The following is a 20,637-nucleotide window of genomic DNA, read 5'->3' as shown; positions in this document are numbered from 1 at the left end:
GGTGCGCCATGAGATCGAGTGCATTGAAGCTGGCAGCGCTGATGCTGGTCCTTCCGCTGGCTCTCTCGGCTTGCGCGACCCTCAACGAAGCCGAATGTGAGACCACCAATTGGCGCGATCTCGGTGAGCGCAACGGTCAGCAGGGCAAGGCATCGTCTTTCATTGTCGAGCATCAGAAGGCCTGTTCAGCCTATGGCTTGCCGGTCGACGGCACTGCCTGGCGCGCCGGATGGGAGCAGGGCATAAGGCAATACTGCACGCCGCAAAACGGCTTGCTGGTCGGCAAAGCCGGAAAAAGCTACGCCAACGCCTGCCCGGTCGATCTGGCTCCCGGGTTCCTGCGGACCTATTCGGTGGGAAAGCGTGTTTATGACGCTGGCCAGGAGCGCGACCGGGTCAGGCGGGAAATCGAGGAACTTGAGCGCTCGCTGTCGGACGTGTCAGACCAGAAGGAACTGGTTCGCATCCAGTCGCGGCTTATCATCAAGCAAAACGACTTGTTCCAGGCACAAGCCAATCTGCGCGATGCGGAGCGAGAGGCCGACGCCATCGCCTATGCGAGGTAGGCTCTGATGTGCGGGCGCTTTTCACTCATCCATTCTGCCGACGAGATCGAAGCTCTGTTCGAGCTTCAGGAAATGGAACGTCACGAGCCGCGTTACAATATCGCTCCGACGCAACCTGTTCTTGTCGTCATTGCCGGCGACGGCACTGGACGCGAGCCCGGCAGCAACCTTCCTGACAGGCGTGTGCGCCTGGTTCGCTGGGGGCTGATACCCTCCTGGGTGAAGGATCCGAGGGACTTCCCGCTGCTGATCAACGCCCGCTCCGAAACGGCCGCGGAAAAGGCATCCTTCCGCGGTCCGATGCGCCACTGGCGGGTTCTGATCCCGGCCTCCGGTTTCTACGAATGGAAGCGGGAGGGCCGGCAGAAGCCGCAGGCCTATTGGGTGCGGCCACGAGACGGCAGCCTGATTGCATTTGCAGGGGTGATGGATTCGCTGCTTGCAGCAGACGGATCGCAAGTCGAGACCGCCGCGGTTCTGACGACCAAGGCAAATGCCGCATTGAGCCATATCCATCACCGCATGCCGGTGGTCATCCGACCCCGGGATTTCAGCCGTTGGCTGGACTGCCGCAATTTCGAGCCGCGTCACATCGCCGAGCTCCTTGCTCCGGTTGATCCGGATTTTTTCGAGGCTGTGCCTGTGTCCGACAAGGTCAACAAGGCGGCGAATATGGGCCGTGATCTGCAAGAACCGATAGAATTATCTGATGACGGATCGCAGAATTCTGCTAGAAGCGCCGATACCGACACTCAAATGTCGCTGTTCTAGAGCGTCTCTCTCAAAGCGATTGGCGGAAGAATGTTTGACCATCCGATAGCCGGGGCGGCCGCTTCAGGCTTTGTGCTCGGCGGTTCACTGATCATAGCGATCGGTGCCCAGAACGCCTTTATCCTTCGACAGGGTCTGGTGCGCTCGCATGTCTTCATTGTGTGCCTGATTGCCGCGTTCTCGGATGCGGCCTTGATTGCCGCGGGTGTTGCCGGTCTCGGCACGATTGTTGCCCGCTCTCCGTCCTTGATCAGTATCGTCACCTTGGGCGGTGCCGCGTTTCTCACCGGCTATGCGCTGCTTGCATTCCGGCGCGCCCTTCACCCGCACGGTCTTGAAGCGGCGGAACGTACGGCCGGAAGTCTCTGGGCGGCGGTGACCACATGTCTGGCGCTTACATTCCTCAACCCGCATGTCTATCTGGATACCGTTCTCCTGATCGGCGGGATTTCCGGTGGTTATGAAGGGGCGGCTCGGACGGCATTCGGCGCTGGTGCCTGCGTGGCCTCCTTCGTCTGGTTCTTTGGCCTCGGCTATGGTGCAAGGCTTCTGGCACCGGTTTTCGCCAAACCAATCGCCTGGCGCGTTCTCGACATCATCATCGGCTTGATCATGGCTGCCCTGGCCGTCGGATTGCTGTTGCGCTTCCTCAACGGGTGATGCGAGGGCTAACGACTTGACGCGACAGCCGCAAGCAGCGATAAGTTGCCGCATGAAAACGCTTCGCGGCGCCGCCGCTATTTGCATCTGCTGCATTATTATTCGCTAGCCAACCGCTGGCCTGGCCGTTTTCGTCTCATATACAACGCAAAGACAAACGCCCTGGCCTGAGGCACAAGGGAGTTCGACGCATGGGCGATAAACGCCTTTCGCTCTACAATACGCTGACACGCAGGAAGGAAGACTTCCAGCCGATCGATCCGCAGAACGTGCGCATGTATGTCTGTGGGCCGACGGTCTATGACTATGCCCATATTGGCAATGCCAGACCGGTCATCGTCTTCGATCTGCTCTTCCGGCTCCTGCGGCACCACTATGGCGCGGACAAGGTCACCTATGTGCGCAACATCACTGACGTCGATGACAAGATCAACGCGCGTGCGGCCCGCGACTATCCGGAAAAGCCGCTGAACGAGGCGATCGCGTTGGTGACGGCGAAGACCGCCGATCAGTTCCATGCCGATATCGGTCTGCTTGGCTGCCTTGAGCCGACCCACGAACCAAGGGCGACGGACAATATCGCCCAGATGCAGACGATGATCGAAACGCTGGTCGCGCGCGGCCATGCCTATGTGGCAGGCGGCGAGGTCCTTTTCGACGTCACGTCGAGCGATGACTATGGCGAGCTGTCGAACCGGAAACTGGAAGACCAGCAGGCCGGCGCCCGCGTGGCTGTTGACGATCACAAGAAGAACCCCGGCGATTTTGTCCTCTGGAAGCTCTCGTCCGGTGACGAACCCGGTTGGCCCTCGCCATGGGGCGTTGGCCGTCCCGGCTGGCACATCGAATGCTCGGCCATGAGCGAACGTTACTTGGGCAAGGTTTTCGACATTCACGGCGGTGGGCTGGATCTGATCTTCCCGCACCATGAGAACGAGATCGTTCAGTCGCGCTGTGCCCATGGCACCGACCGCATGGCCAATATATGGATGCACAACGGTTTCCTGCAGGTTGAAGGGCAGAAAATGTCCAAGAGCCTCGGCAATTTCGTGACCATCCACGAACTGCTTGCGAGCGAGAAGTTCGGCGGGCGCAGCTGGCCGGGCGAGGCGCTGCGTCTTGCCATGCTGATGACCCACTACCGCGAGCCGATCGATTTCAGCGTACGCAAGCTTGAAGAGGCCGAGCGGCTTCTGGAAAAATTTGCGAGGCGCGCAGGAGATGCCGATGACGGTGGGACGCCCGACCCCGAAGTTATCGAAGCGCTCTCGGACGACCTGAATGTATCGGCAGCCTTGCCGCGCCTTAATGCGCTGGACGGTGAGGCCCTTGCATCCTCCATGAAGATGCTGGGTTTTTTGGCCTATCGGCAGGCCAAGACCGCACTGGTCGACGAAGCGGTTATCAGCGAACGTATTGCCGCTCGCCTTGAACTGATCGGCCGGAAGGATTGGGCGGGCGCCGATGCCATTCGTGATGAATTGGCCGCGAAGGGGATCCAGTTGAAGGATGGCAAGGATCCCGAGACCGGCGACCGCACAACGACCTGGGAGGCGATGTGATGGGGATATCGATCAGCATCCAGAAGTTCCGGGGCATACAGCGATGACGCAAGAGCCGATGACAGGCGGATGCCAGTGCGGCGCAGTGCGCTATCGTGTTCGTGGCGAACTGACATGGCCGCATATTTGCCATTGCCGCATGTGCCAAAAAGCATCAGGCAACTATTTCATGCCGCTAGCCAACGCCCAGAAGAATGAGTTCGAAGTCACGCGTGGACAGATCGCGTGGTTCAACTCGACCGATGTAACCCGCAGGGGATTCTGCCGTGATTGTGGTACGCCACTGATTTTCGAGACGACAAAGGCCAAGCATCTCAACATCACCCTTGGATCTCTCGACAGACCGGCCGATATACGGCCGTCCGAACAGTTCGGATACGAAGCAAAGATGCCTTGGTTTGCAGAACTGGACGGGCTTGCGGGCCAACCAACGGATGACGCAGCACAGGATGACCCAGAGCATTTCGAGCGCATCCGCAAGACAAACCGGCAGCACCCTGACCACGACACAAAAGAATGGCCGCCAAGGCAGCATTAGACATGACACAACGCGAAAAAATCTATCTCTTTGACACCACTCTGCGCGACGGCCAGCAGACACCGGGCATCGACTTCAGCGTCGAGGACAAGATTGCGATTGCCAAGTTACTCGATGCGTTCGGCTTCGATTATGTTGAAGGCGGCTATCCCGGCGCCAACCCGACGGATACGAAGTTCTTCGAAAGAAACCGGCTGCAGAATGCTGATTTTGTCGCCTTTGGCATGACCAAGCGGGCAGGGGTGTCGGCGTCTAACGATCCGGGCCTGTCGGCCTTGCTGCAGTCAAACAGCGACGCGGTTTGCTTTGTTGCCAAGAGCTGGGATTATCATGTCGATGTCGCCCTCGGCATCAGCAATGAGGAGAATCTCGAGTGTATTGCGGCCTCGGTTGAAGCAACGGTTTCGGCCGGCAAGGAAGCAATGGTCGATTGCGAGCATTTTTTTGACGGCTACAAGGCCAATCCCGACTATGCGCTGGCCTGTGCCCGCACTGCATTCGAGGCAGGCGCGCGGTGGGTCGTGTTGTGCGACACCAATGGCGGTTCGCAGCCGGACGAGGTTTCCAGGATCGTTAGCGCCGTGATCGAGGCGGGCATACCGGGCGAGCGCCTTGGCATTCATGCACACAATGATACGGGGCAGGCCGTTGCCAATTCGCTGGCCGCAGTCGATGCAGGCGTGCGCCAGATCCAGGGCACTCTCAATGGGATCGGCGAGCGTTGCGGCAACGCCAATCTCGTCACATTGGTTCCGACACTCGTTTTGAAAACGGTCTGGAACAGCCGGTTCGAAACCGCGATTGACGAGGAAAAGCTCAAGGGCCTGACACGGCTGTCCCATGCGTTTGACGAATTGCTGAACCGTTCGCCTGAGCCACAGGCGCCTTACGTCGGCGTGTCCTCATTCGCCACCAAGGCCGGCATTCACGCATCTGCACTGCTGAAAGATCCCCAGACCTATGAGCACATTCCGCCCGAAGCCGTGGGAAACAAACGCAAGGTCATGGTCTCGGACCAGGGCGGAAAGTCGAATTTTATCAATGAGCTGCAACAACGCGGCATCGAGGTTTCCAAGGACAATCCACGGCTCGACCGGTTGATTTCAATCGTCAAGGAACATGAGGCGCAGGGCTATGCCTACGAGGCGGCGGACGCCAGTTTCGAACTGCTTGCCAGGCGCACGCTCGGACGTGTTCCGGAGTTTTTCCGCGTCGACAGTTTCCGGGTCATGGTTGAGCGCCGGTTCGACGCCAACGGCAACCTGAAGACGGTGTCGGAAGCCATTGTGAAGGTGGAGATTGACGGTGAGACCACCATGTCGGTGGCCGAGGGGCACGGTCCGGTCAATGCTCTCGATATCGCCCTGCGCAAGGATCTTGGCAAATATCAGGCCGAGATCGAAGACCTGGAATTGACGGACTACAAGGTGCGTATCCTCAATGGCGGGACCGAAGCAATAACAAGGGTGCTGATTGAATCGCGGGACCAGACCGGCAAACGCTGGTGGACCGTCGGCGTTTCAGACAACATCATCGATGCCTCCTTCCAGGCGCTCATGGATTCGGTTACCTATAAGCTGATGATGGTCCGCAAGGACTGACATTCCGGTTGATCTTCACCGTCCGATATGATTGCCTGTCGCGCCGGCGTCAGCGAACCCGGACGGTCGACATATAGCTTTAATATCGCTGACTCGATTTATCCAAAAATCGTTTCAACCCATTGATTTTATTGTAATGGAAGCATCTTGCCATGAACGGCTCAGAATCCGGTAGCGCCACGCGCGGTTTTGCTTTTGGCATATCGGCCTATCTGATGTGGGGATTGCTGCCCTTTTACATGAAAGCCGTGGATCATGTGCCGGCGATCGAAGTCGTTGCGTACCGGATCTTGTGTTCCATTCCGGTTGCCGGGATCATCATACTCTTTCTCGGCAGGACAGCCGATCTGAAACAGGCCTTGCGCACCCCGCGAACGCTGGCTCTGGCTTTCCTGACCGCAACCATGATCGCTGTGAACTGGGGCATCTACACTTGGGCGGTTGCCCATGAAAGAACGGTGGAAACCGCGCTGGGTTATTACATCAACCCGCTGGTCAGCATCATGCTGGGCGCGCTGTTTCTGGGCGAACGTTTCAACCGGGCTCAACTCATCGCAATTGCCCTTGCCGTGGTTGCCGTCATGGTTCTGACCTATGACGCGGGCGGCTTGCCCTGGGTTTCGCTGTCGCTTGCTTTCAGCTTCGGGTTTTACGGCTTTTTTCGCAAAACAATGCCCATCGGCCCATCACAGGGATTTTTCCTCGAAGTCGTCCTCCTAAGTGTTCCCGCACTTTTCATCCTGCTTGTCCTCGATGTCGAGGGGATGGGGCATTTCTTCGCCGGTGATGCGAACGACACGCTGCTTTTGCTGTTTGCCGGTCCTGCAACCGCAATTCCTCTGATTTGCTATGCGCTTGGCGCCAAGCTGCTAAGGCTCTCAACCATCGGCCTGATGCAGTATGTCGCCCCGACGCTGATTTTCCTGATCGCCGTTTTTGTCTTCCGGGAGCCGTTCTCCGGTTGGCAGCTTCTTGCCTTCTGCCTGATCTGGCTGGCGCTTGGCCTCTATAGTTGGTCAGCGATCTCCGATTTGCGCGCCGCCGCGAGGAGGGCACAGTTGGATGAAGCACGGGAGAATACACATGGCTGAGGTCGCCATCATAACCGGGGCAGGGCGAGGTATCGGCGCAGCAACGGCGGTCCTTGCCGCGCGGCAGGGCTATGACATCTGCATCAACTACGTATCAGATGAAAAAAGTGCGTCCCGGGTCGTCAAAGACTGTATAAAATCCGGTGTAAGGGCGATCGCCGTCAAGGCAGACATTGCTTCATCGGCTGAGGTGGACCGGCTGTTTGAGGCGTGCGTCCGACAGCTCGGAGCGCCGACCCTGCTGGTCAACAATGCCGGTATCATAGGCGGCGTGACCACGGTTGAGGCTCTTTCGGATGCGGTCTTGCAACGAGTTTTCGAGGTTAACGTCTTTGGAGCGTTCTACTGCGCGCGGGCGGCGATCCGGGGCATGTCGACGCAAACTGGCGGTAAGGGCGGTGTGATCGTCAACATCTCGTCCCTTGCGGCGACACTCGGCAGTCCAGGGGAATATGTGCACTATGCAGCATCAAAGGCGGCGATTGATGCAATGACAATCGGCCTGTCGAAAGAAGTCGGCCGGCACGGCATCAGGGTCAACGCCGTTCAGGCCGGAACCGTGGAAACGGACATCCATCGCACCGAGGGCAATCCGCATCGACCCGTGCAAACCGCCAAGGCTTCGCCGCTTGGGCGTGCCGGCACGCCCAAGGATATCGCCGAAGCCGTCCTTTGGCTGGCGTCGGAAAAGGCGGGATACGCCACCGGTACAGTGCTGCGGGTCGCTGGCGGTCTCTGACAACGTTTCAATCCGTATCCGGATTTGAATTGGAAAATCGCTCTGGCTGCCGCTACGGTATTGGCAGTTGATTCGCTGTGTTCCTGTTCAATGGCATGTCCAACCCAGCTTTCTTGAAGACGGCCGTCTGATGAAACCAACCCCGCAAAGCCCACACCCCTTTATGCCTTGGGTCGGCGTCACCACACTGTTTGTTGCGGCGGCCTTGACAGGCTGCACATCGGGTGGCCCCGGCGGCGGCAATGGTTCCGGCAGTGCGAGTTCCGGCGGCAACCTGCTGACAGCGCATGAAGGAACCACGCATGCCGTTACGAGCTTCGATGAAGCTGACGCGGCAACCGTGCGAAACTCCGCCGAATTTCTCGAACAGGACAATGTTTTCGGTTCAATCCTTCTCAAGAACAGTGGCCTGACGACGAGGGAAAATGCCTTTTCGGTCATCAATCTCGAATACGCACATTCATTGGGGCTGACGGGAGCGGGTAAACTGATTGCCATTGTCGATAGCGGCTTCCGCACGACGCATCAGGAATTTGCAGGCAAGTCCATCACCAGTTTCGGCACTTTTCCGTCAAGCTTTGAGGATCATGGCACCGGGGTCGCGGCAGTCGCCGCGGGAAAGAGGGACGGCGTTGGAATGATGGGCGTCGCGCCAGGCGCCGATCTTCACCTTTCACGGCTTACCTCATCGCCGACGGCGCTGGCAGCCGCAACCAATGATGCTTACGCCGCCGGTGCCGTTGTCCAGAACAATTCCTGGGGCTTTATCTGGGGTCCCGGCCCGCGCGAGGATGAAACGTTTACCGTTGACGACATCAACAGCGCCTCCGGTTTGACATTGAGTGACAGGCTCGCCAATGCGGCAGGGGGAAGCGCAAGCGATTGGGCGCAATATGTCAACGCTCTCAGGCAGTTTACGACTGAGGGTGTTGTTGTATTCGCCGCATCGAATGTTTCGACCGACACCAGTGCAAGCTTTATCGCCGCGTTGCCGTCACTGGATTCATCTTTGCAGGGTGCCTGGATCGTCGGCGTGAATGCGATTGCGGAGTATAACAGCGGCGGCGATCTGATTGGCGCTACCCGGCAGTCTGCCAGATGCATGGAGGCAGCCGCTTACTGCCTCACAGGACAGGGATATGTCTACACCGCCAGCGATGTTGGTGATGCAGCTTACAAGAATACGATAGGCACCTCCTTCGTCGCCCCCCAGATATCCGGTGCGGTGGCACTGCTGTCTGAAGCATTTCCAAACCTTTATTCCTCGGAGATCGTCGACCGGCTGCTGGCCTCGGCCAACAACTCCTTCTTCACAACCGTCAACGGGTCCGTCGATTTCGGCAACGGTGTCACGCACAACTACAATGAGGAATTCGGCCACGGCTTCATGGATTTGAAGGCGGCCCTTCTGCCGATCGGAAGTCTGGGCGTATCCACGACCTCTTTAGCAAGCGATCCGACCGTACCGGTTGCACAGGTCTCAATGGTTTCCGGCTCCGCGCAGGGCAATGCCGTTGCCAATGCGCTTGCCGGCCGCCAAATGGCGCTGTTCGATGCGCTGGGCACGGATTTTTACGTCCCGGCCAGCATCCTTGCGGCAGAGGAAGATGATAATTTCGACGAACGGCTGCGCCGCTTCGCGCGGGGCGCCGGGGAACGCCCGGCGACCAGCCCTGGCAGCTTTGGCTTCTCGACGCTCTCGGGTGGCTTGCAGGCGACCGACAGTTCCATGGTTTTCGGATGGGCCGAGGATGTCGGCGCGCAGTTCGGGCTAAGCCCGTCCGCATCACCGTCTTTTGCCGATCCGGCCTCCTTGCTCGGACTGGCTCCGAATGCCCGTGCATTTGGAACCGGCATGCAATTGCCGGGGGGCAATGCCGGTTTTTTTGCATTTTCGGATACGGCCGATGAAGATCAGCAGACCTTCGGACTGGGCGCGTCGCGGGCGTTTCGCCTTGATGGCGGGGCGGCACTCACCTTCGGTCTGACCGGAACGGCGGAATCTGGTTCTTTCCTCGGTTTGAGGCTTGCTGAGGAAAGTACGTTTGAAACGGCCTCAATGGCGTTTAACGCCGGGATCTCGATTCCGGTTGGTGGGTTCGAATTCTTCGTAAACTCGGAGTTTGGAGCCTCAAGAACGAATGATGCCGGGCTTTTGACGTCGGTCGAGCCAGCCCTGTTCAGTGGATTTGCAATCGGCACACGGATGAACGGCGTTTGGAACCGCAGGGATTCATTGACTTTTTCGGTCCAGCAGCCGTTGCGTATTGAAACCGGTCAGGCGAGCCTTCTGCTGCCAATCGGCCGCGACAAGGAAGGGCGGGTGCTGTATGACGCCGTGCCCGTCGATCTGGAGCCGGAGGCCCGGCAGATCGATTTTGGCTTCGATTATGCGACTGCCTTGTCCCCCGACACAGACCTTCGTTTTGGCGCCGCCTTTTCGTTCAACGAAGGACATGCATCCGGAAACACGGGCGGTAATGTCATGGCGGCCATGGTCCACCGGTTTTGAAGCTGTCTCAACAGTGCCTTCATAGCCCCATGCAGTTGGCGTAGTAGGTCGTCGTCGCCGGCCAATCCGAGAAGACACCTGCCACGCCGACATCCTTTGCCAGCACATCCAGCAGAACAAGTGTGTCGCTGTCGTTGTTGGTTATGTCCGCGATCGTCTGGTAATACCATCCGCCGCCGGAGGTCAGGGTGCCGGAGCGCTCCACGGTCCAGGCGATGATCTCAAGACCTGCTTTCTTCGCCGCCTTTGCGTAGGCGGACGGGGCAGGGCGGCCATCGTCTCCGGTCTTGACCAGCATCCACAGCGGCGGGGCGATATAGTTGAACCCGCCGGACTTCAACGCCTCCATTGACGGTGTCCAGGTGGCCGCATCTTCGGGGTCAATGCCGTTTCTGAAGCGGCCATCGAGATAGATGGCCTGCGCACCGAAATCAGGTTCGTTGGCGATCCAGTACGCCACGTCGGCGGGATTGAAGGATTGAGCAAAGACACGATCGGCCGGCACGCCGGCGGCCTTGTAGGCATCGATCATCTTCTGCGCGTAGTCCTCCTGGGTGAAGTCACCTTCAAAGGGCATGGCGACACCTGCGGATTTGAGCTCCGGTGTGTGCTTCGCACCGAGCTCCTCGAACAGATTGATCGACTCGGCCAGCGTCATCAAACGGCCCCGTGTCGAATAGAGGTCGGTCCGCCAGCCGGGATTGCCGCCGACATATTGTTCGACTGTCGTTGCGTCGCGGTCGGATGACTCCATTTTACCGGTCAGTTGCCGGAACTGTTCCAGCGTAATGTCCGAGGTGCAGCACTTTGCTTCCGCCTTCTTGCCGCTCGCCGCATCCGCCGGCGAGAAAGGAACGCTGCAGCTTGCAGCAATCTCGGGCTTTAAAAGGATGTCGGTCGTGGTGTGCAGATCGCACTGTGAATGGCGGCACACCAGTTCGCGGTCCTTTGTAAAGGTCACATCACACTCGAGAATACCTGCGCCCATGCGCGCCGCAGCCCGGTAGGATTCTTCCGTATGCTCCGGAAATTGAAGTGGTGCGCCGCGGTGGCCGATGGAAAAATCGCTTTTGTAGAAAGGGCCGCTTTCACATTGTTTCAGTGCTTCTTTCAGCTCTCCGTCTTCGAGGCCTTTCATCAGAAAGAATGGGCGGGGCCCAAGCTGTACGGCGCTGCCGTCCTTGGCCATAACCGGCGCCGCATCAAACGTGGAGAGTAGAATCGACAGGCTGAAGAGTGCGATTACCGGTTTCATGAAGCCCCCTCGGTATTGAAACACTTGCAGTTATGCGCTTTTGGCGTCTTGGCATCGACCATAAAGGCCCAATGCGACAATTCAATAAATGGCAGTCGCGGTCAGCTTGTCCAGTTTACCGAATAAAGATCGTGCCTGCGGTCGTTGAGATTGCGAACCGCGCCTTCCTTGCGCACCCAATCCAGGGCACCAAGGTCCAGATCAGCATAGATGATCATGTCCGCATTCGCGGTTGCCTCCGCAGCAATCCCGTCGCGTGCGAAGGGAAGATCGCTCGGTGTCAGAATAGCCGATTGCGCATATGCATCATGTTGTTCGGGGATGTTGTGAAAGCGTCCGGTCATGCCGGATGTGACGACATAACACTGGTTCTCCACCGTCCTTGCCTGGCAGCAATAGCGCACCCGCAGATGACCATGCACCGTGTCGGTGCAATAGGGAACGAACAGGATGCGCGCGCCCTGATCGATGAGGTGACGGGCAAGTTCCGGGAACTCGCTGTCGTAGCAGATCATCACGCCGACGGGACCACACGCCGTCTCGACAATGTCGGCCCTGTTGCCGCCCGCAACCCTCCACGGATCGTTTTCTGTCGGCGTCGGGTGCAGCTTGTCGCGCGCATGCAGGCTGCCGTCACGCAGGAAAACGAAGCTGCGGTTGCGCGCAATGCCGTCTTCGTCCAGCATCAGATGTGAACCGGCGACGATATTGATCTCATGCTCCTTTGCCAGAGCACGCATATGATCGATGAATGCCTGCGTATGGGCGTCGGACCGTCTTGCAATGTCGGCGGCATCCATCGGCTCTTCACCCGAAAGCAGGCAGAGCGTAAAAAGCTCGGGAAAAACAATGAAATCGGCGCTATAGTCCGCAGCTGCAGAAACGAAGCCCGAAAAGCGCTGGAAGACACCGCTCGCATCAAGCGCTGTGGCCTGCCACTGAACCGATGCAATCCGGACTTTGTCCCTCACATGATCCATATCTCGGCTGCCTCACATGCGGTCGATAACGGCTTGGTCGCCGGCGCCGACATCGCCCTTTTCCCATTCAGCCATGATCATTGGCACGATCTGTTCGACATTTGTCGCAACCAGCGGCCGCGCCAGGTGCGCGGTGTGAAGAAAGCCGGCATGCGCCATATGATTCAACAGGTCGAGCAGAGGATTCCAGAAGCCGGCCATATTGGCCAGCACCATCGGCCTGCGGTGTCTGCCAAGCTGCGACCAGGTCATGATCTCGATGATCTCTTCAAGCGTCCCGATGCCGCCCGGCAGGGCGACGAATGCTCCCGATTTTTCGAACATGGCATGTTTGCGTTCATGCATGTCCTTGGTCACGATGTGCTCATCGAACGTCAGCTTCTTGCCGTTGCCGGCCTCGCGGCTTTGCAGGAACTCCGGAATGATCCCGGTCACCAGACCTTTGCCTCCAATGACGGCCTCGGCAACGGTTCCCATGAGACCTTGTGTTCCGCCCCCGTAAACGAGCCGGATATCGTTTGCGGCAATCGATTGTCCAAGGACGCGGGCGGCGTTATCGAACTGCGGATCGTTGCCCGGCTGTGAGCCGCAATAAACACAAATTGAGCGAATCTCTGTCATGACGACGAGCAAACATGGCGGGCTGGCACAGGTCAAGCACCCAGCTTCGCGCCGCACCTGATGTATTTTTGCCAATTACCCCCAGGTTCTCGGCTTTCAGCCGTTTTTGAGCGCCGCAAATGCTTGTTTGGACCTGGCAAAAGTTCTAGTTTGACGGCGATTTTAGGGGCTCGGTGCCGCGTACCGCGTGCACGTGAGGGGACAACGGCACGGGGACGGATTGGCGTGATCCGTTTGGGGCCGCCCGCGAATTGCCGCGCCGACTGGAGCATAAAATGAACAAGAACAAATCCCTGGTTTGGGCCCTCGTCGGCTTGGTGATCATCATCCTCGTCGGCGTCTATGTCTACCAGACGGATCCGTTTGCCGAACCGCAGCAGACTGCAACCGAAGAGCAGGCGCCGGCCGGCACCGACAAGACCGCCGAGAAGAGTGATGACGCCACCGAGGAGCCGGCTGAGAGTGCCGGAACACAAGCCGCACCGGAGGTGGACGAGGCATCCGATTCCGCAAAGGCTGAACAAGCGCCGACTTTCGATGTGGTCAGGGTCGAACCCGATGGATCGACCCTCGTCGCCGGACAGGCAGTGCCGGGCACGAAGGTTCAGATCGTCAACAATGGTCAGGTGATTGCGGAAGCAGATGCTGGAGCCTCCGGGGATTTTGTCGCCGTGGTGGAGGATGCGCTGAAACCGGGCGACCATGAGATTGTCCTGCGTTCGCTCGGCAGTGATGAAACTGCCGCACAATCGGAAGAAGTGGCAACCATCAGTGTTCCGGAGGATGAACCGACGGAGCTCCTGGTCATGGTGACAAAACCGGGCGAGGCGAGCCGGATACTGACCAAACCGGAAGGTCAGCCTGAGGCGAAAGCCGAGGCAGAGGTGGCCGCTGCGCAGCCCGCTGAAACCGCTGTTCAGGAAGACGCCAATTCCGAACCGGCCGCAGACGCCGCGATGACAAAGCCTGCGCAGGAGGAGGGGCAGGAAACCGCTTCTGCTTCCACGGGCTCGAATGAACAGAGCGCGGATGAGACAGCAACTCAGGCGGCGGCAAGCGAGCCGGCCGCGAGTTCTGAAGGGACCGCGGAAGGATCCAAGGTAGCATCGGCCGAAGCCGACACCGGCAAGGAAGAAGCCGTAGATCAGGCTGCTGCACCAGCGTCGGACGGTGAGGAGAAGGTCGCGATGGCTTCCGCTGAGCCGGATCAAAAGTCCGAAGCCGTGGTTGCCGTTGAACCTGCATTGCGCATCGATGCCGTTGAAATCGAGGGCGGTCGCATGTTCGTCGCCGGTTCGGCAACGCCGGGCGCCGAAGTCAGCGTCTTTGCCAATGGTGAACCGCTCGGAACGAGCAGGGTCAGCCCGACCGGCCGTTTCCTTGTTGAAGCCGACAAGGACATTGCCGTCGGCGATCACACGATCAGTGCCGATTTGACGATGAGGGGCAATGTCGCTCCGGCAATGCGCGTCGCTGTTCCGTTCACGCGGCCGGAGGGAGAGCTGGTTGCCGCCGTTGCTGCGGCGGAAACGGCTACAAGTTCAACAGATGAGAAACAGACCGATACCGCCGGGACGGCAAGCGAAACGCAAGCAGCACAGACGCCCGCCAAGTCTGCTGATGCAGCCGCTGATATGAGCGCAAAGGCCGAAATAGAGCCGGTGCAAAACGCCGGTGCGGGCGGACAGGCTGCGACCGCTGAGCAGACGGGCGATACAGTAGCCGACGTAAAACCGGAAGCGGTTGTTGAGCAAGGCTCAGCCGATGATAGCGCCGCCTCCGCGTCAGTTGACGAACCTGCGGAGAACGTTGAGGTCGCGGCGGCTCCGGCCGAAGACGAGACCGAAACCGTGGTCCAGGCCGCGCTTGAGCCTCGTGACAGTTCGGTCATCATCCGGCGCGGTGACACGCTTTGGCAGATTTCGCGACGCATCTACGGACGTGGTGTACGTTATACGACGATCTATCTTGCCAATGCCGATCAAATCAAAAATCCCGACATGATCGAACCTGGTCAGATTTTTGCGGTGCCCGATGAACCATTGGACAATGCCGAAGAGCTTCACCGCGAGCGTATCAGGGCACGCTGACGCCGGCTTGACAACCCATGCTTGACGGCATGTCCTTAGAACCTATCTAATGTGTAGGCGTCGATTGGTCACAATCGCCGCCTTTGCGTCGGAACCGCGCAGCCGGCGACGCGCTTACTCAAAGGCGTTTTCTTGTCAGATCAGAAAAAAACAATTGCTGCCGATACCGGTAATCCGCTGCATACGTTGCGCAATCTTTGGCCCTATATGTGGCCTTCGGACAGGGCAGACCTGAAGCGCCGCGTCATCTATGCTGCATCGTTTCTTGTGCTTGCCAAGTTGGCGCAGGTGGTGGTTCCGTACTTCTTTAAGTGGGCGACCGATGCACTCAACGGCAATCATGACGGGTTGCAGTTCCTGCCGGCGATCCTGATCGCGCCGGTGATGCTGGTCGTCGCCTACAACGCTGCCCGCATCATTCAGCTCAGCTTCAACCAGTTGCGCGATGCGCTGTTTGCCCGCGTCGGACAGCATGCGGTGCACCAGCTTGCCTATAAAACGTTCGTCCACATGCACCGCCTGTCGCTGCGTTTCCATCTGGAACGGCGCACCGGCGGTCTTTCCCGCATTATAGAACGCGGCGTGAAGGGCATTGAGGCGATTGTCCGCTTTACGATCCTCAACACGCTCCCGACACTGCTCGAATTTGTCCTTGTGGCGCTCATATTCGGCTTTGCCTATGGCTGGTCCTATGTGGGCGTGACGGCGCTCGTCATATGGCTCTATATCTGGTTCACCGTTCGAGCCAGCGACTGGCGCATCGCCATCCGCCGCGACATGAATGAATCCGACACGGACGCCAATACCAAGGCCATCGATTCGCTGCTCAATTTCGAAACGGTGAAATATTTCGGCAACGAAAAAATGGAAGCCGACCGTTACGACAAGTCAATGGAGCGCTACGAGCACGCCGCCACACGGATCTGGACCTCTCTCGGGTGGCTGAACCTGGGGCAGGGGGTGATTTTCGGCGTCGGCATGGCGGTGATGATGGTCATGTCCGCGCTTGCCGTTCAGCGCGGCGAGCAGACGATCGGCGATTTTGTCTTCATCAATGTCATGTTGATGCAGCTTTCGATCCCGCTCAATTTCATTGGCTTTGTCTACCGCGAAATCCGTCAGGGACTGACAGATATCGAAAACATGTTCGACCTGCTCGATATCAGCGAAGAGGTAGTCGACAAGCCGGGCGCGGAGCCATTGAAGATGCGGTCCGGTGCGATCCGCTTCGACGATGTGCATTTTCGCTATGAACCTGACCGGCCGATTCTCAAAGGCATCAGTTTCGAGGTGCCGGACGGAAAGACCGTTGCGGTGGTCGGCCCGTCGGGAGCCGGCAAATCAACCCTGTCGCGCCTGTTATTCCGCTTCTACGATGTTCAGGAAGGCGCGATCACCATTGACGGCCAGGATGTGCGCGACGTGACGCAGGAGTCGCTGCGAAACGCCATCGGCATGGTGCCTCAGGACACCGTCCTCTTCAACGATACGCTTGCCTATAACATACGCTACGGCCGTATCGGCGCCAGTGATGACGAGGTGCGCCAGGCCGCCGACATGGCGCAGATCGGCAGCTTTATCGACAGCCTGCCGCAGGGCCTGCAAACCATGGTCGGAGAGCGCGGTCTGAAACTGTCCGGCGGCGAGAAGCAGCGGGTGGCCATTGCCCGAACCATTTTGAAAGCGCCGCCCATTCTCATCCTCGATGAAGCGACCTCGGCTCTCGATACCGCGACCGAGCAGGAAATCCAGACAGCACTCGATTTTGTCAGCCGTGGACGAACGACGCTGGTCATTGCCCACCGCCTGTCGACCGTTATCGGCGCGGACGAGATTATCGTGCTGCAGGATGGCGTCATCGCCGAACGCGGAACGCACCAGCAACTCCTGAAGCACAAGGGCCTTTATCTCGACATGTGGAATCGTCAGCGCGAAGCGCGGGAAACAGAGGAAAAGCTGAAAGACTTCCGCGAACACGACGATCTGGGCGTTGTCGTACGAAAACGGCCGCATGAGGAACCGCATTGATCGGCGCGGCCGGTGCATAGATCGGGATACCGCTCAAACAGTTGTTCAAGTCAGCCATATTTGTAGCTATATAAAAGCCTGCGGCCGTTGCTTCGTTCAGGCGAAGCAAATGCAGGCCGCCTGAGGAGTTTCCTATGAGTCTGATCGATACGATCTCAAACACGCTGGTTCCGGTGCACAAGGAGGGCTACAAATTTGTCCTTATATTCCTTGCTGCGTCGCTTATTCTCGGCTGGATTTGGGATCCGCTGTTCTGGATCGGCCTGCTGTTGACGGCATGGTGTGCCTATTTCTTTCGCGATCCGGAACGCGTTACGCCTTTGGATGATGACCTCGTCATCAGCCCGGCGGACGGCCGCGTATCCTCCATCGTACAGATGAAACCGCCGCAGGAGCTTGATCTCGGCGATGAGGAGATGCTGCGCATCTCAGTCTTCATGAATGTTTTCAACTGTCATGTGAACCGTGCGCCGATGGCAGGGACAGTCCGCGATGTGGTCTACAAGCCCGGTCAGTTCCTGAATGCCGAGCTCGACAAGGCAAGCGAGGAAAACGAGCGCAGCGGCATGGTGATCGAAACCTCGAATGGTGCAATCGGTGTCGTGCAGATTGCCGGGCTCGTTGCGCGCCGTATCCTGTGCTGGACGGCCGCAAACGACCATCTGGATGCGGGCGAACGCTTTGGTCTGATCCGTTTCGGCTCGCGCCTCGACGTGTTCCTGCCGCTAAAGGCGGTTCCACGGGTCTCGGTCGGCCAGACGGCCATCGCGGGTGAAACGGTGCTCGCTGATTTCGACACAGACAAAGGCAAGACCGTCTCGCGGCGGGCTTAGGCGTCATGGATTCCGGTTTTTCTTCTTTCGACCCGAACGGCGCCCCCGGCGACGGGGACGAGAGCAGGGGACCGCGTCTGCGCGAGATTTCCCTGCGGATGATGGTGCCCAATATCATCACCGCCCTGGCGATCTGCGCTGGCCTCACTGGCATCAGGCTGGCATTCGAGCAACGGTTTGAACTTGCGGTCGCGATGCTTCTGCTGGCGGCTCTTCTCGACGCTGTTGACGGACGCGCGGCCCGATTGCTCAAATCGTCGAGCAAATTCGGCGCGCAGATGGATTCACTCGCCGATATCGTGAATTTCGGCGTTGCCCCTGCGCTGGTGCTTTATGCCTACCTGCTCGATCACGTGCAGTCCTTCGGCTGGATCGCCGCGATGATTTATGCCATTGCGGCTGGCCTCAGACTTGCCCGTTTCAATGTGATGGAGGACCGGAACGTCAAGGCAAGCTGGCAAACGGACTACTTTGTCGGCATCCCGGCGCCGGGCGGAGCGATCCTTGTGCTCTTGCCGGTCTATCTCGGTTTTCTCGGTATCCAGCCGGGTGTTGTCTTTGCCTATGTTGCTTCCGTCTACACGCTTCTGATCGCTTTTCTGCTGGTCAGCAGGCTGCCTGTCTATTCAGGCAAGTCCCTGGGACAGCGTATTCGTCGCGATCTCGTTTTTCCCTTGATGCTTGTTATTGTCCTCTACGTTGCCCTGCTGATGACCTACACATGGGAAACCATGACCGCGTCCACTGTGCTGTATCTGATCTCGCTGCCGTTCGGCGCGCGTGCCTGGAGCAAACGTTATGGAGCGCAAAAGCAAGCAGAAGAAGCAGAACAGGCCATCGATCCGTCCTAGACGGCTGCCCGTGAACGCAGGCCTGCCAAGCAAAGAGCCAACCCGATGAAACGATCTCCGCATGAACCCATGAAATCCACCGAAGGAATGGTGGATTACAACCGCAATTCGCGCGCTCAACAGCAGGGCGTGAACCTTGAGGCCGGTCGCATTCGCGATCTTGTTGAACGTATCGGCAGGGTTGAGCCCGAGTTTCGGATTGTCGACTATGGATGTGGACCGGGGATCAGTGCCATCAATGCCGTTCTGCCGGCGGTCGAGGTCTATGAGGATCAGTTCCCGGACGCGCAGATTGTGGTATGTCATGCGGATCAGCCGGGCAATGACTGGGACGCGCTGTTTGAACTGACGCGCGCCGGCGCCGGCTACTCATACGGCAATCCGAATATACGCACGGAAGCGTCCATCGGCTCATTCTATGACCGCATGGCCTCCGAGGGATCGGTCGCGCTCGGCACCTGTTTTGCAGCCAGCCACTGGCTCAGCCACGCGGTTGAAATTCATTCGCCGGGCGTTCTCTGGTTTGCCGACCTGACCGGGGATGCGCGGGATGAAATGGCTGAGATTGCAAGGCAGGACTGGGCTCGTTTTCTGCAGCGCCGGGCAGAAGAATTGCGCCCCGGCGGCTACCTTCTTGTTTCGACGCTCGGTTCCATCGCTCAGGAAGACGAAGTCAACGGTATCGCAGCGTCCGGACGCGGCATTTATCGCGCCTTGCAAATGGTTGCACAGCAGATGGCGGACGATGAGCTGATCAATCAGGACGTGCTCGATAATTTCGTTTTTGCGCTCTGGTTCCCGACCGCCGAGGATGCCGAAGAGCCGTTGAAAAACGATCCGGTTTTATCCGCTGCCTTCGAATTGGACTATCTCAGCGTGGGGTCGGCACCAGGACGTGCACATGACGTTTTTGCGGATTTCGTTTCCGATCCGAAGGATTATGCCAGCCACTATCGCGGCTATGTTCATGCCTTTGCGGCATCGACGCTGCGCCGTCAGCTGTTTGAACCCAGCGTTGAAGATATCGCCGAGGTGGACGCGCTGGATAAAGAGTTTTTTGACCGGCTCGAGGCACTCTATCGCGAGGAAACCAGCAAATATGCCTTCGAGCTCTGGTTCATGACAATCGTTCTGCGTCGCACGGCTCAATAAAACGGGTCGCTTCAAGCCTGCTGTTGTCGTCCGCTACGGAACACCCGCGCTTCGTGCAAAAGAGAAAAGACCTCTGCATCATCGATATTGAGAGCGATCAGATGATCGGCAAGGTTCTCGATATATTCCAGGCTTGTACCAAGTATGCCCGCGCCGGTCGCGATGTAGCGCACCTGTTCTTCCCGCGGCAGGTCGTTGCGGATGCGACTGGCATTGTGATTGGCCGCAAAGGTTACGGCCTTGACCGGCCCGTGTGCCGTTTCAGCTTCAACTACGACCGGAATATAGACACCCGTCGCCATTTCGCGGCGCCACAGGATCATGGTTTCTTCATCCAGAAGCTGTTGCTCGATGCGGAACGCAAGGCCTGTGCATCCTGGGCCACTGTCCAGCGCCGCCATCAGCCCTGGCGCCCCGCGCGTGCCACGCGCACCCATCTCGTCCTTGAGGCAAAAGGAGCGGGCATAGAGATCCACATGGGCTTTGCGAACCTCGGCAAACAGGAAACCGGGGTCCCACATGAGAGACCCATAGGCAAAGACCCATAGGTCCTCGTCCATGTGCCCACAAAGCGCCTCATGTCGCGTGGCTTCCCGTTCCTCATCGCTCAAACGCCAGTGCGCCGGAAGACCGGCCTCCTTCATGCGGGGATCGAAGTCCGACGGTTTGAAGGTTCTGAAAAACGAGGTGAGCGGATCGGTAATCTTGTCACGCAGCTCGGGGTGATGCTCGAAAGGGTCGTGCTTGGGCGTCATGCCGCCATACTAGCTGCAACGGGCTGGATCAC

General features: G+C 58.5%; 17 protein-coding genes and 1 pseudogene. 14 read left to right on the top strand and 4 right to left on the bottom strand.

Features of this window, described 5'->3' with window-relative positions; translation table 11 throughout:
• Positions 1-8 precede the first annotated feature (8 nt).
• From OQ273_RS11715 to OQ273_RS11675, 9 genes are all read left to right on the top strand, one after another.
• Positions 9-566 carry a DUF2799 domain-containing protein gene (locus OQ273_RS11715; RefSeq protein WP_267990685.1) on the top strand — a complete coding sequence of 186 codons (558 nt, stop codon included), beginning with the start codon at positions 9-11 and terminating at the stop codon, positions 564-566.
• 6 nt (positions 567-572) lie between these two features.
• A complete protein-coding gene (locus tag OQ273_RS11710) occupies positions 573-1,337 on the top strand; it encodes an SOS response-associated peptidase (RefSeq protein ID WP_267990684.1) in 765 nt (254 codons plus the stop codon).
• Between the two features lie 45 nt (positions 1,338-1,382).
• Entirely contained in the window at positions 1,383-1,997 is a 615-nt protein-coding gene (locus tag OQ273_RS11705) for a LysE/ArgO family amino acid transporter (protein WP_267993084.1), read from the top strand.
• A gap of 191 nt (positions 1,998-2,188) precedes the next feature.
• Complete coding sequence (gene cysS / locus OQ273_RS11700; protein WP_267990683.1) at positions 2,189-3,559, top strand: cysteine--tRNA ligase; 1,371 nt, start codon at positions 2,189-2,191, stop codon at positions 3,557-3,559.
• A gap of 43 nt (positions 3,560-3,602) precedes the next feature.
• Positions 3,603-4,097 (top strand): GFA family protein, encoded by a 495-nt coding sequence (locus OQ273_RS11695; protein ID WP_267990682.1) that lies wholly within the window; start codon positions 3,603-3,605, stop codon positions 4,095-4,097.
• Positions 4,098-4,099: 2 nt separating this feature from the next.
• Positions 4,100-5,698 (top strand): citramalate synthase, encoded by a 1,599-nt coding sequence (gene cimA, locus OQ273_RS11690; RefSeq protein WP_267990681.1) that lies wholly within the window; start codon positions 4,100-4,102, stop codon positions 5,696-5,698.
• 152 nt (positions 5,699-5,850) lie between these two features.
• On the top strand, positions 5,851-6,789 hold the full coding sequence (gene rarD / locus OQ273_RS11685) for an EamA family transporter RarD (protein ID WP_267990680.1): 939 nt from the start codon (positions 5,851-5,853) through the stop codon (positions 6,787-6,789).
• Positions 6,782-7,528, top strand: a complete 747-nt coding sequence (locus OQ273_RS11680; RefSeq protein WP_267990679.1) for an SDR family oxidoreductase — start codon at positions 6,782-6,784, stop codon at positions 7,526-7,528. The genes rarD and OQ273_RS11680 overlap by 8 nt, the downstream gene beginning before the upstream one ends.
• A gap of 130 nt (positions 7,529-7,658) precedes the next feature.
• Positions 7,659-10,040 (top strand): S8 family peptidase, encoded by a 2,382-nt coding sequence (locus tag OQ273_RS11675; protein ID WP_267990678.1) that lies wholly within the window; start codon positions 7,659-7,661, stop codon positions 10,038-10,040.
• 19 nt (positions 10,041-10,059) lie between these two features.
• Here OQ273_RS11675 and OQ273_RS11670 read toward each other — a convergent pair whose 3' ends face one another.
• From OQ273_RS11670 to OQ273_RS11660, 3 genes are all read right to left on the bottom strand, one after another.
• Positions 10,060-11,295 carry a glycerophosphodiester phosphodiesterase family protein gene (locus tag OQ273_RS11670; RefSeq protein WP_267990677.1) on the bottom strand — a complete coding sequence of 412 codons (1,236 nt, stop codon included), beginning with the start codon at positions 11,293-11,295 and terminating at the stop codon, positions 10,060-10,062.
• 101 nt (positions 11,296-11,396) lie between these two features.
• Entirely contained in the window at positions 11,397-12,275 is an 879-nt protein-coding gene (locus tag OQ273_RS11665; RefSeq protein ID WP_267990676.1) for a carbon-nitrogen hydrolase family protein, read from the bottom strand.
• 12 nt (positions 12,276-12,287) lie between these two features.
• Positions 12,288-12,896: an LOG family protein gene (locus OQ273_RS11660; RefSeq protein ID WP_267990675.1), complete on the bottom strand. Its 609-nt coding sequence runs from the start codon at positions 12,894-12,896 to the stop codon at positions 12,288-12,290.
• Between the two features lie 275 nt (positions 12,897-13,171).
• Between OQ273_RS11660 and OQ273_RS11655 the strand changes: the two genes are divergently transcribed.
• From OQ273_RS11655 to OQ273_RS11635, 5 genes and pseudogenes are all read left to right on the top strand, one after another.
• Positions 13,172-14,986, top strand: coding sequence for a LysM peptidoglycan-binding domain-containing protein (locus OQ273_RS11655; protein ID WP_267990674.1), 1,815 nt, complete (start codon positions 13,172-13,174; stop codon positions 14,984-14,986).
• Between the two features lie 132 nt (positions 14,987-15,118).
• Positions 15,119-17,014, top strand: a complete 1,896-nt coding sequence (locus tag OQ273_RS11650) for an ABCB family ABC transporter ATP-binding protein/permease (protein ID WP_267990673.1) — start codon at positions 15,119-15,121, stop codon at positions 17,012-17,014.
• Positions 17,015-17,145: 131 nt separating this feature from the next.
• Positions 17,146-17,847, top strand: a pseudogene (locus tag OQ273_RS11645) (phosphatidylserine decarboxylase); the annotation flags it as partial.
• A gap of 5 nt (positions 17,848-17,852) precedes the next feature.
• The gene (locus tag OQ273_RS11640) at positions 17,853-18,698 is read left to right on the top strand and encodes a CDP-alcohol phosphatidyltransferase family protein (protein ID WP_267990672.1); all 846 of its coding nucleotides are present in this window, start codon (positions 17,853-17,855) and stop codon (positions 18,696-18,698) included.
• A gap of 69 nt (positions 18,699-18,767) precedes the next feature.
• The gene (locus OQ273_RS11635) at positions 18,768-19,850 is read left to right on the top strand and encodes a class I SAM-dependent methyltransferase (protein ID WP_267990671.1); all 1,083 of its coding nucleotides are present in this window, start codon (positions 18,768-18,770) and stop codon (positions 19,848-19,850) included.
• Positions 19,851-19,861: 11 nt separating this feature from the next.
• Here the strand turns inward: OQ273_RS11635 and OQ273_RS11630 are convergent, their stop codons facing one another.
• A complete protein-coding gene (locus tag OQ273_RS11630) occupies positions 19,862-20,605 on the bottom strand; it encodes a gamma-glutamylcyclotransferase (RefSeq protein WP_267990670.1) in 744 nt (247 codons plus the stop codon).
• Positions 20,606-20,637: the final 32 nt, after the last annotated feature.

Origin of the sequence: Hoeflea prorocentri, from assembly GCF_027944115.1 — a bacterium.
Lineage (GTDB): Bacteria > Pseudomonadota > Alphaproteobacteria > Rhizobiales > Rhizobiaceae > Hoeflea_A > Hoeflea_A prorocentri.
The sequence above is the reverse complement of the archived record's forward strand: the minus strand, read 5'-3'. Positions and strand labels throughout refer to the sequence as shown.

Bases quoted from the DNA above. Each gene is read 5' to 3' on its own strand.
- OQ273_RS11715 (WP_267990685.1), top strand. From the start codon at position 9: ATGAGATCGAGTGCATTGAAGCTGGCAGCGCTGATGCTGGTCCTTCCG.
- OQ273_RS11710 (WP_267990684.1), top strand. From the start codon at position 573: ATGTGCGGGCGCTTTTCACTCATCCATTCTGCCGACGAGATCGAAGCT.
- cysS (WP_267990683.1), top strand. From the start codon at position 2,189: ATGGGCGATAAACGCCTTTCGCTCTACAATACGCTGACACGCAGGAAG.
- OQ273_RS11695 (WP_267990682.1), top strand. From the start codon at position 3,603: ATGACGCAAGAGCCGATGACAGGCGGATGCCAGTGCGGCGCAGTGCGC.
- cimA (WP_267990681.1), top strand. From the start codon at position 4,100: ATGACACAACGCGAAAAAATCTATCTCTTTGACACCACTCTGCGCGAC.
- rarD (WP_267990680.1), top strand. From the start codon at position 5,851: ATGAACGGCTCAGAATCCGGTAGCGCCACGCGCGGTTTTGCTTTTGGC.
- OQ273_RS11680 (WP_267990679.1), top strand. From the start codon at position 6,782: ATGGCTGAGGTCGCCATCATAACCGGGGCAGGGCGAGGTATCGGCGCA.
- OQ273_RS11675 (WP_267990678.1), top strand. From the start codon at position 7,659: ATGAAACCAACCCCGCAAAGCCCACACCCCTTTATGCCTTGGGTCGGC.
- OQ273_RS11670 (WP_267990677.1), bottom strand. From the start codon at position 11,295: ATGAAACCGGTAATCGCACTCTTCAGCCTGTCGATTCTACTCTCCACG.
- OQ273_RS11665 (WP_267990676.1), bottom strand. From the start codon at position 12,275: ATGGATCATGTGAGGGACAAAGTCCGGATTGCATCGGTTCAGTGGCAG.
- OQ273_RS11660 (WP_267990675.1), bottom strand. From the start codon at position 12,896: ATGACAGAGATTCGCTCAATTTGTGTTTATTGCGGCTCACAGCCGGGC.
- OQ273_RS11655 (WP_267990674.1), top strand. From the start codon at position 13,172: ATGAACAAGAACAAATCCCTGGTTTGGGCCCTCGTCGGCTTGGTGATC.
- OQ273_RS11640 (WP_267990672.1), top strand. From the start codon at position 17,853: ATGGATTCCGGTTTTTCTTCTTTCGACCCGAACGGCGCCCCCGGCGAC.
- OQ273_RS11635 (WP_267990671.1), top strand. From the start codon at position 18,768: ATGAAATCCACCGAAGGAATGGTGGATTACAACCGCAATTCGCGCGCT.
- OQ273_RS11630 (WP_267990670.1), bottom strand. From the start codon at position 20,605: ATGACGCCCAAGCACGACCCTTTCGAGCATCACCCCGAGCTGCGTGAC.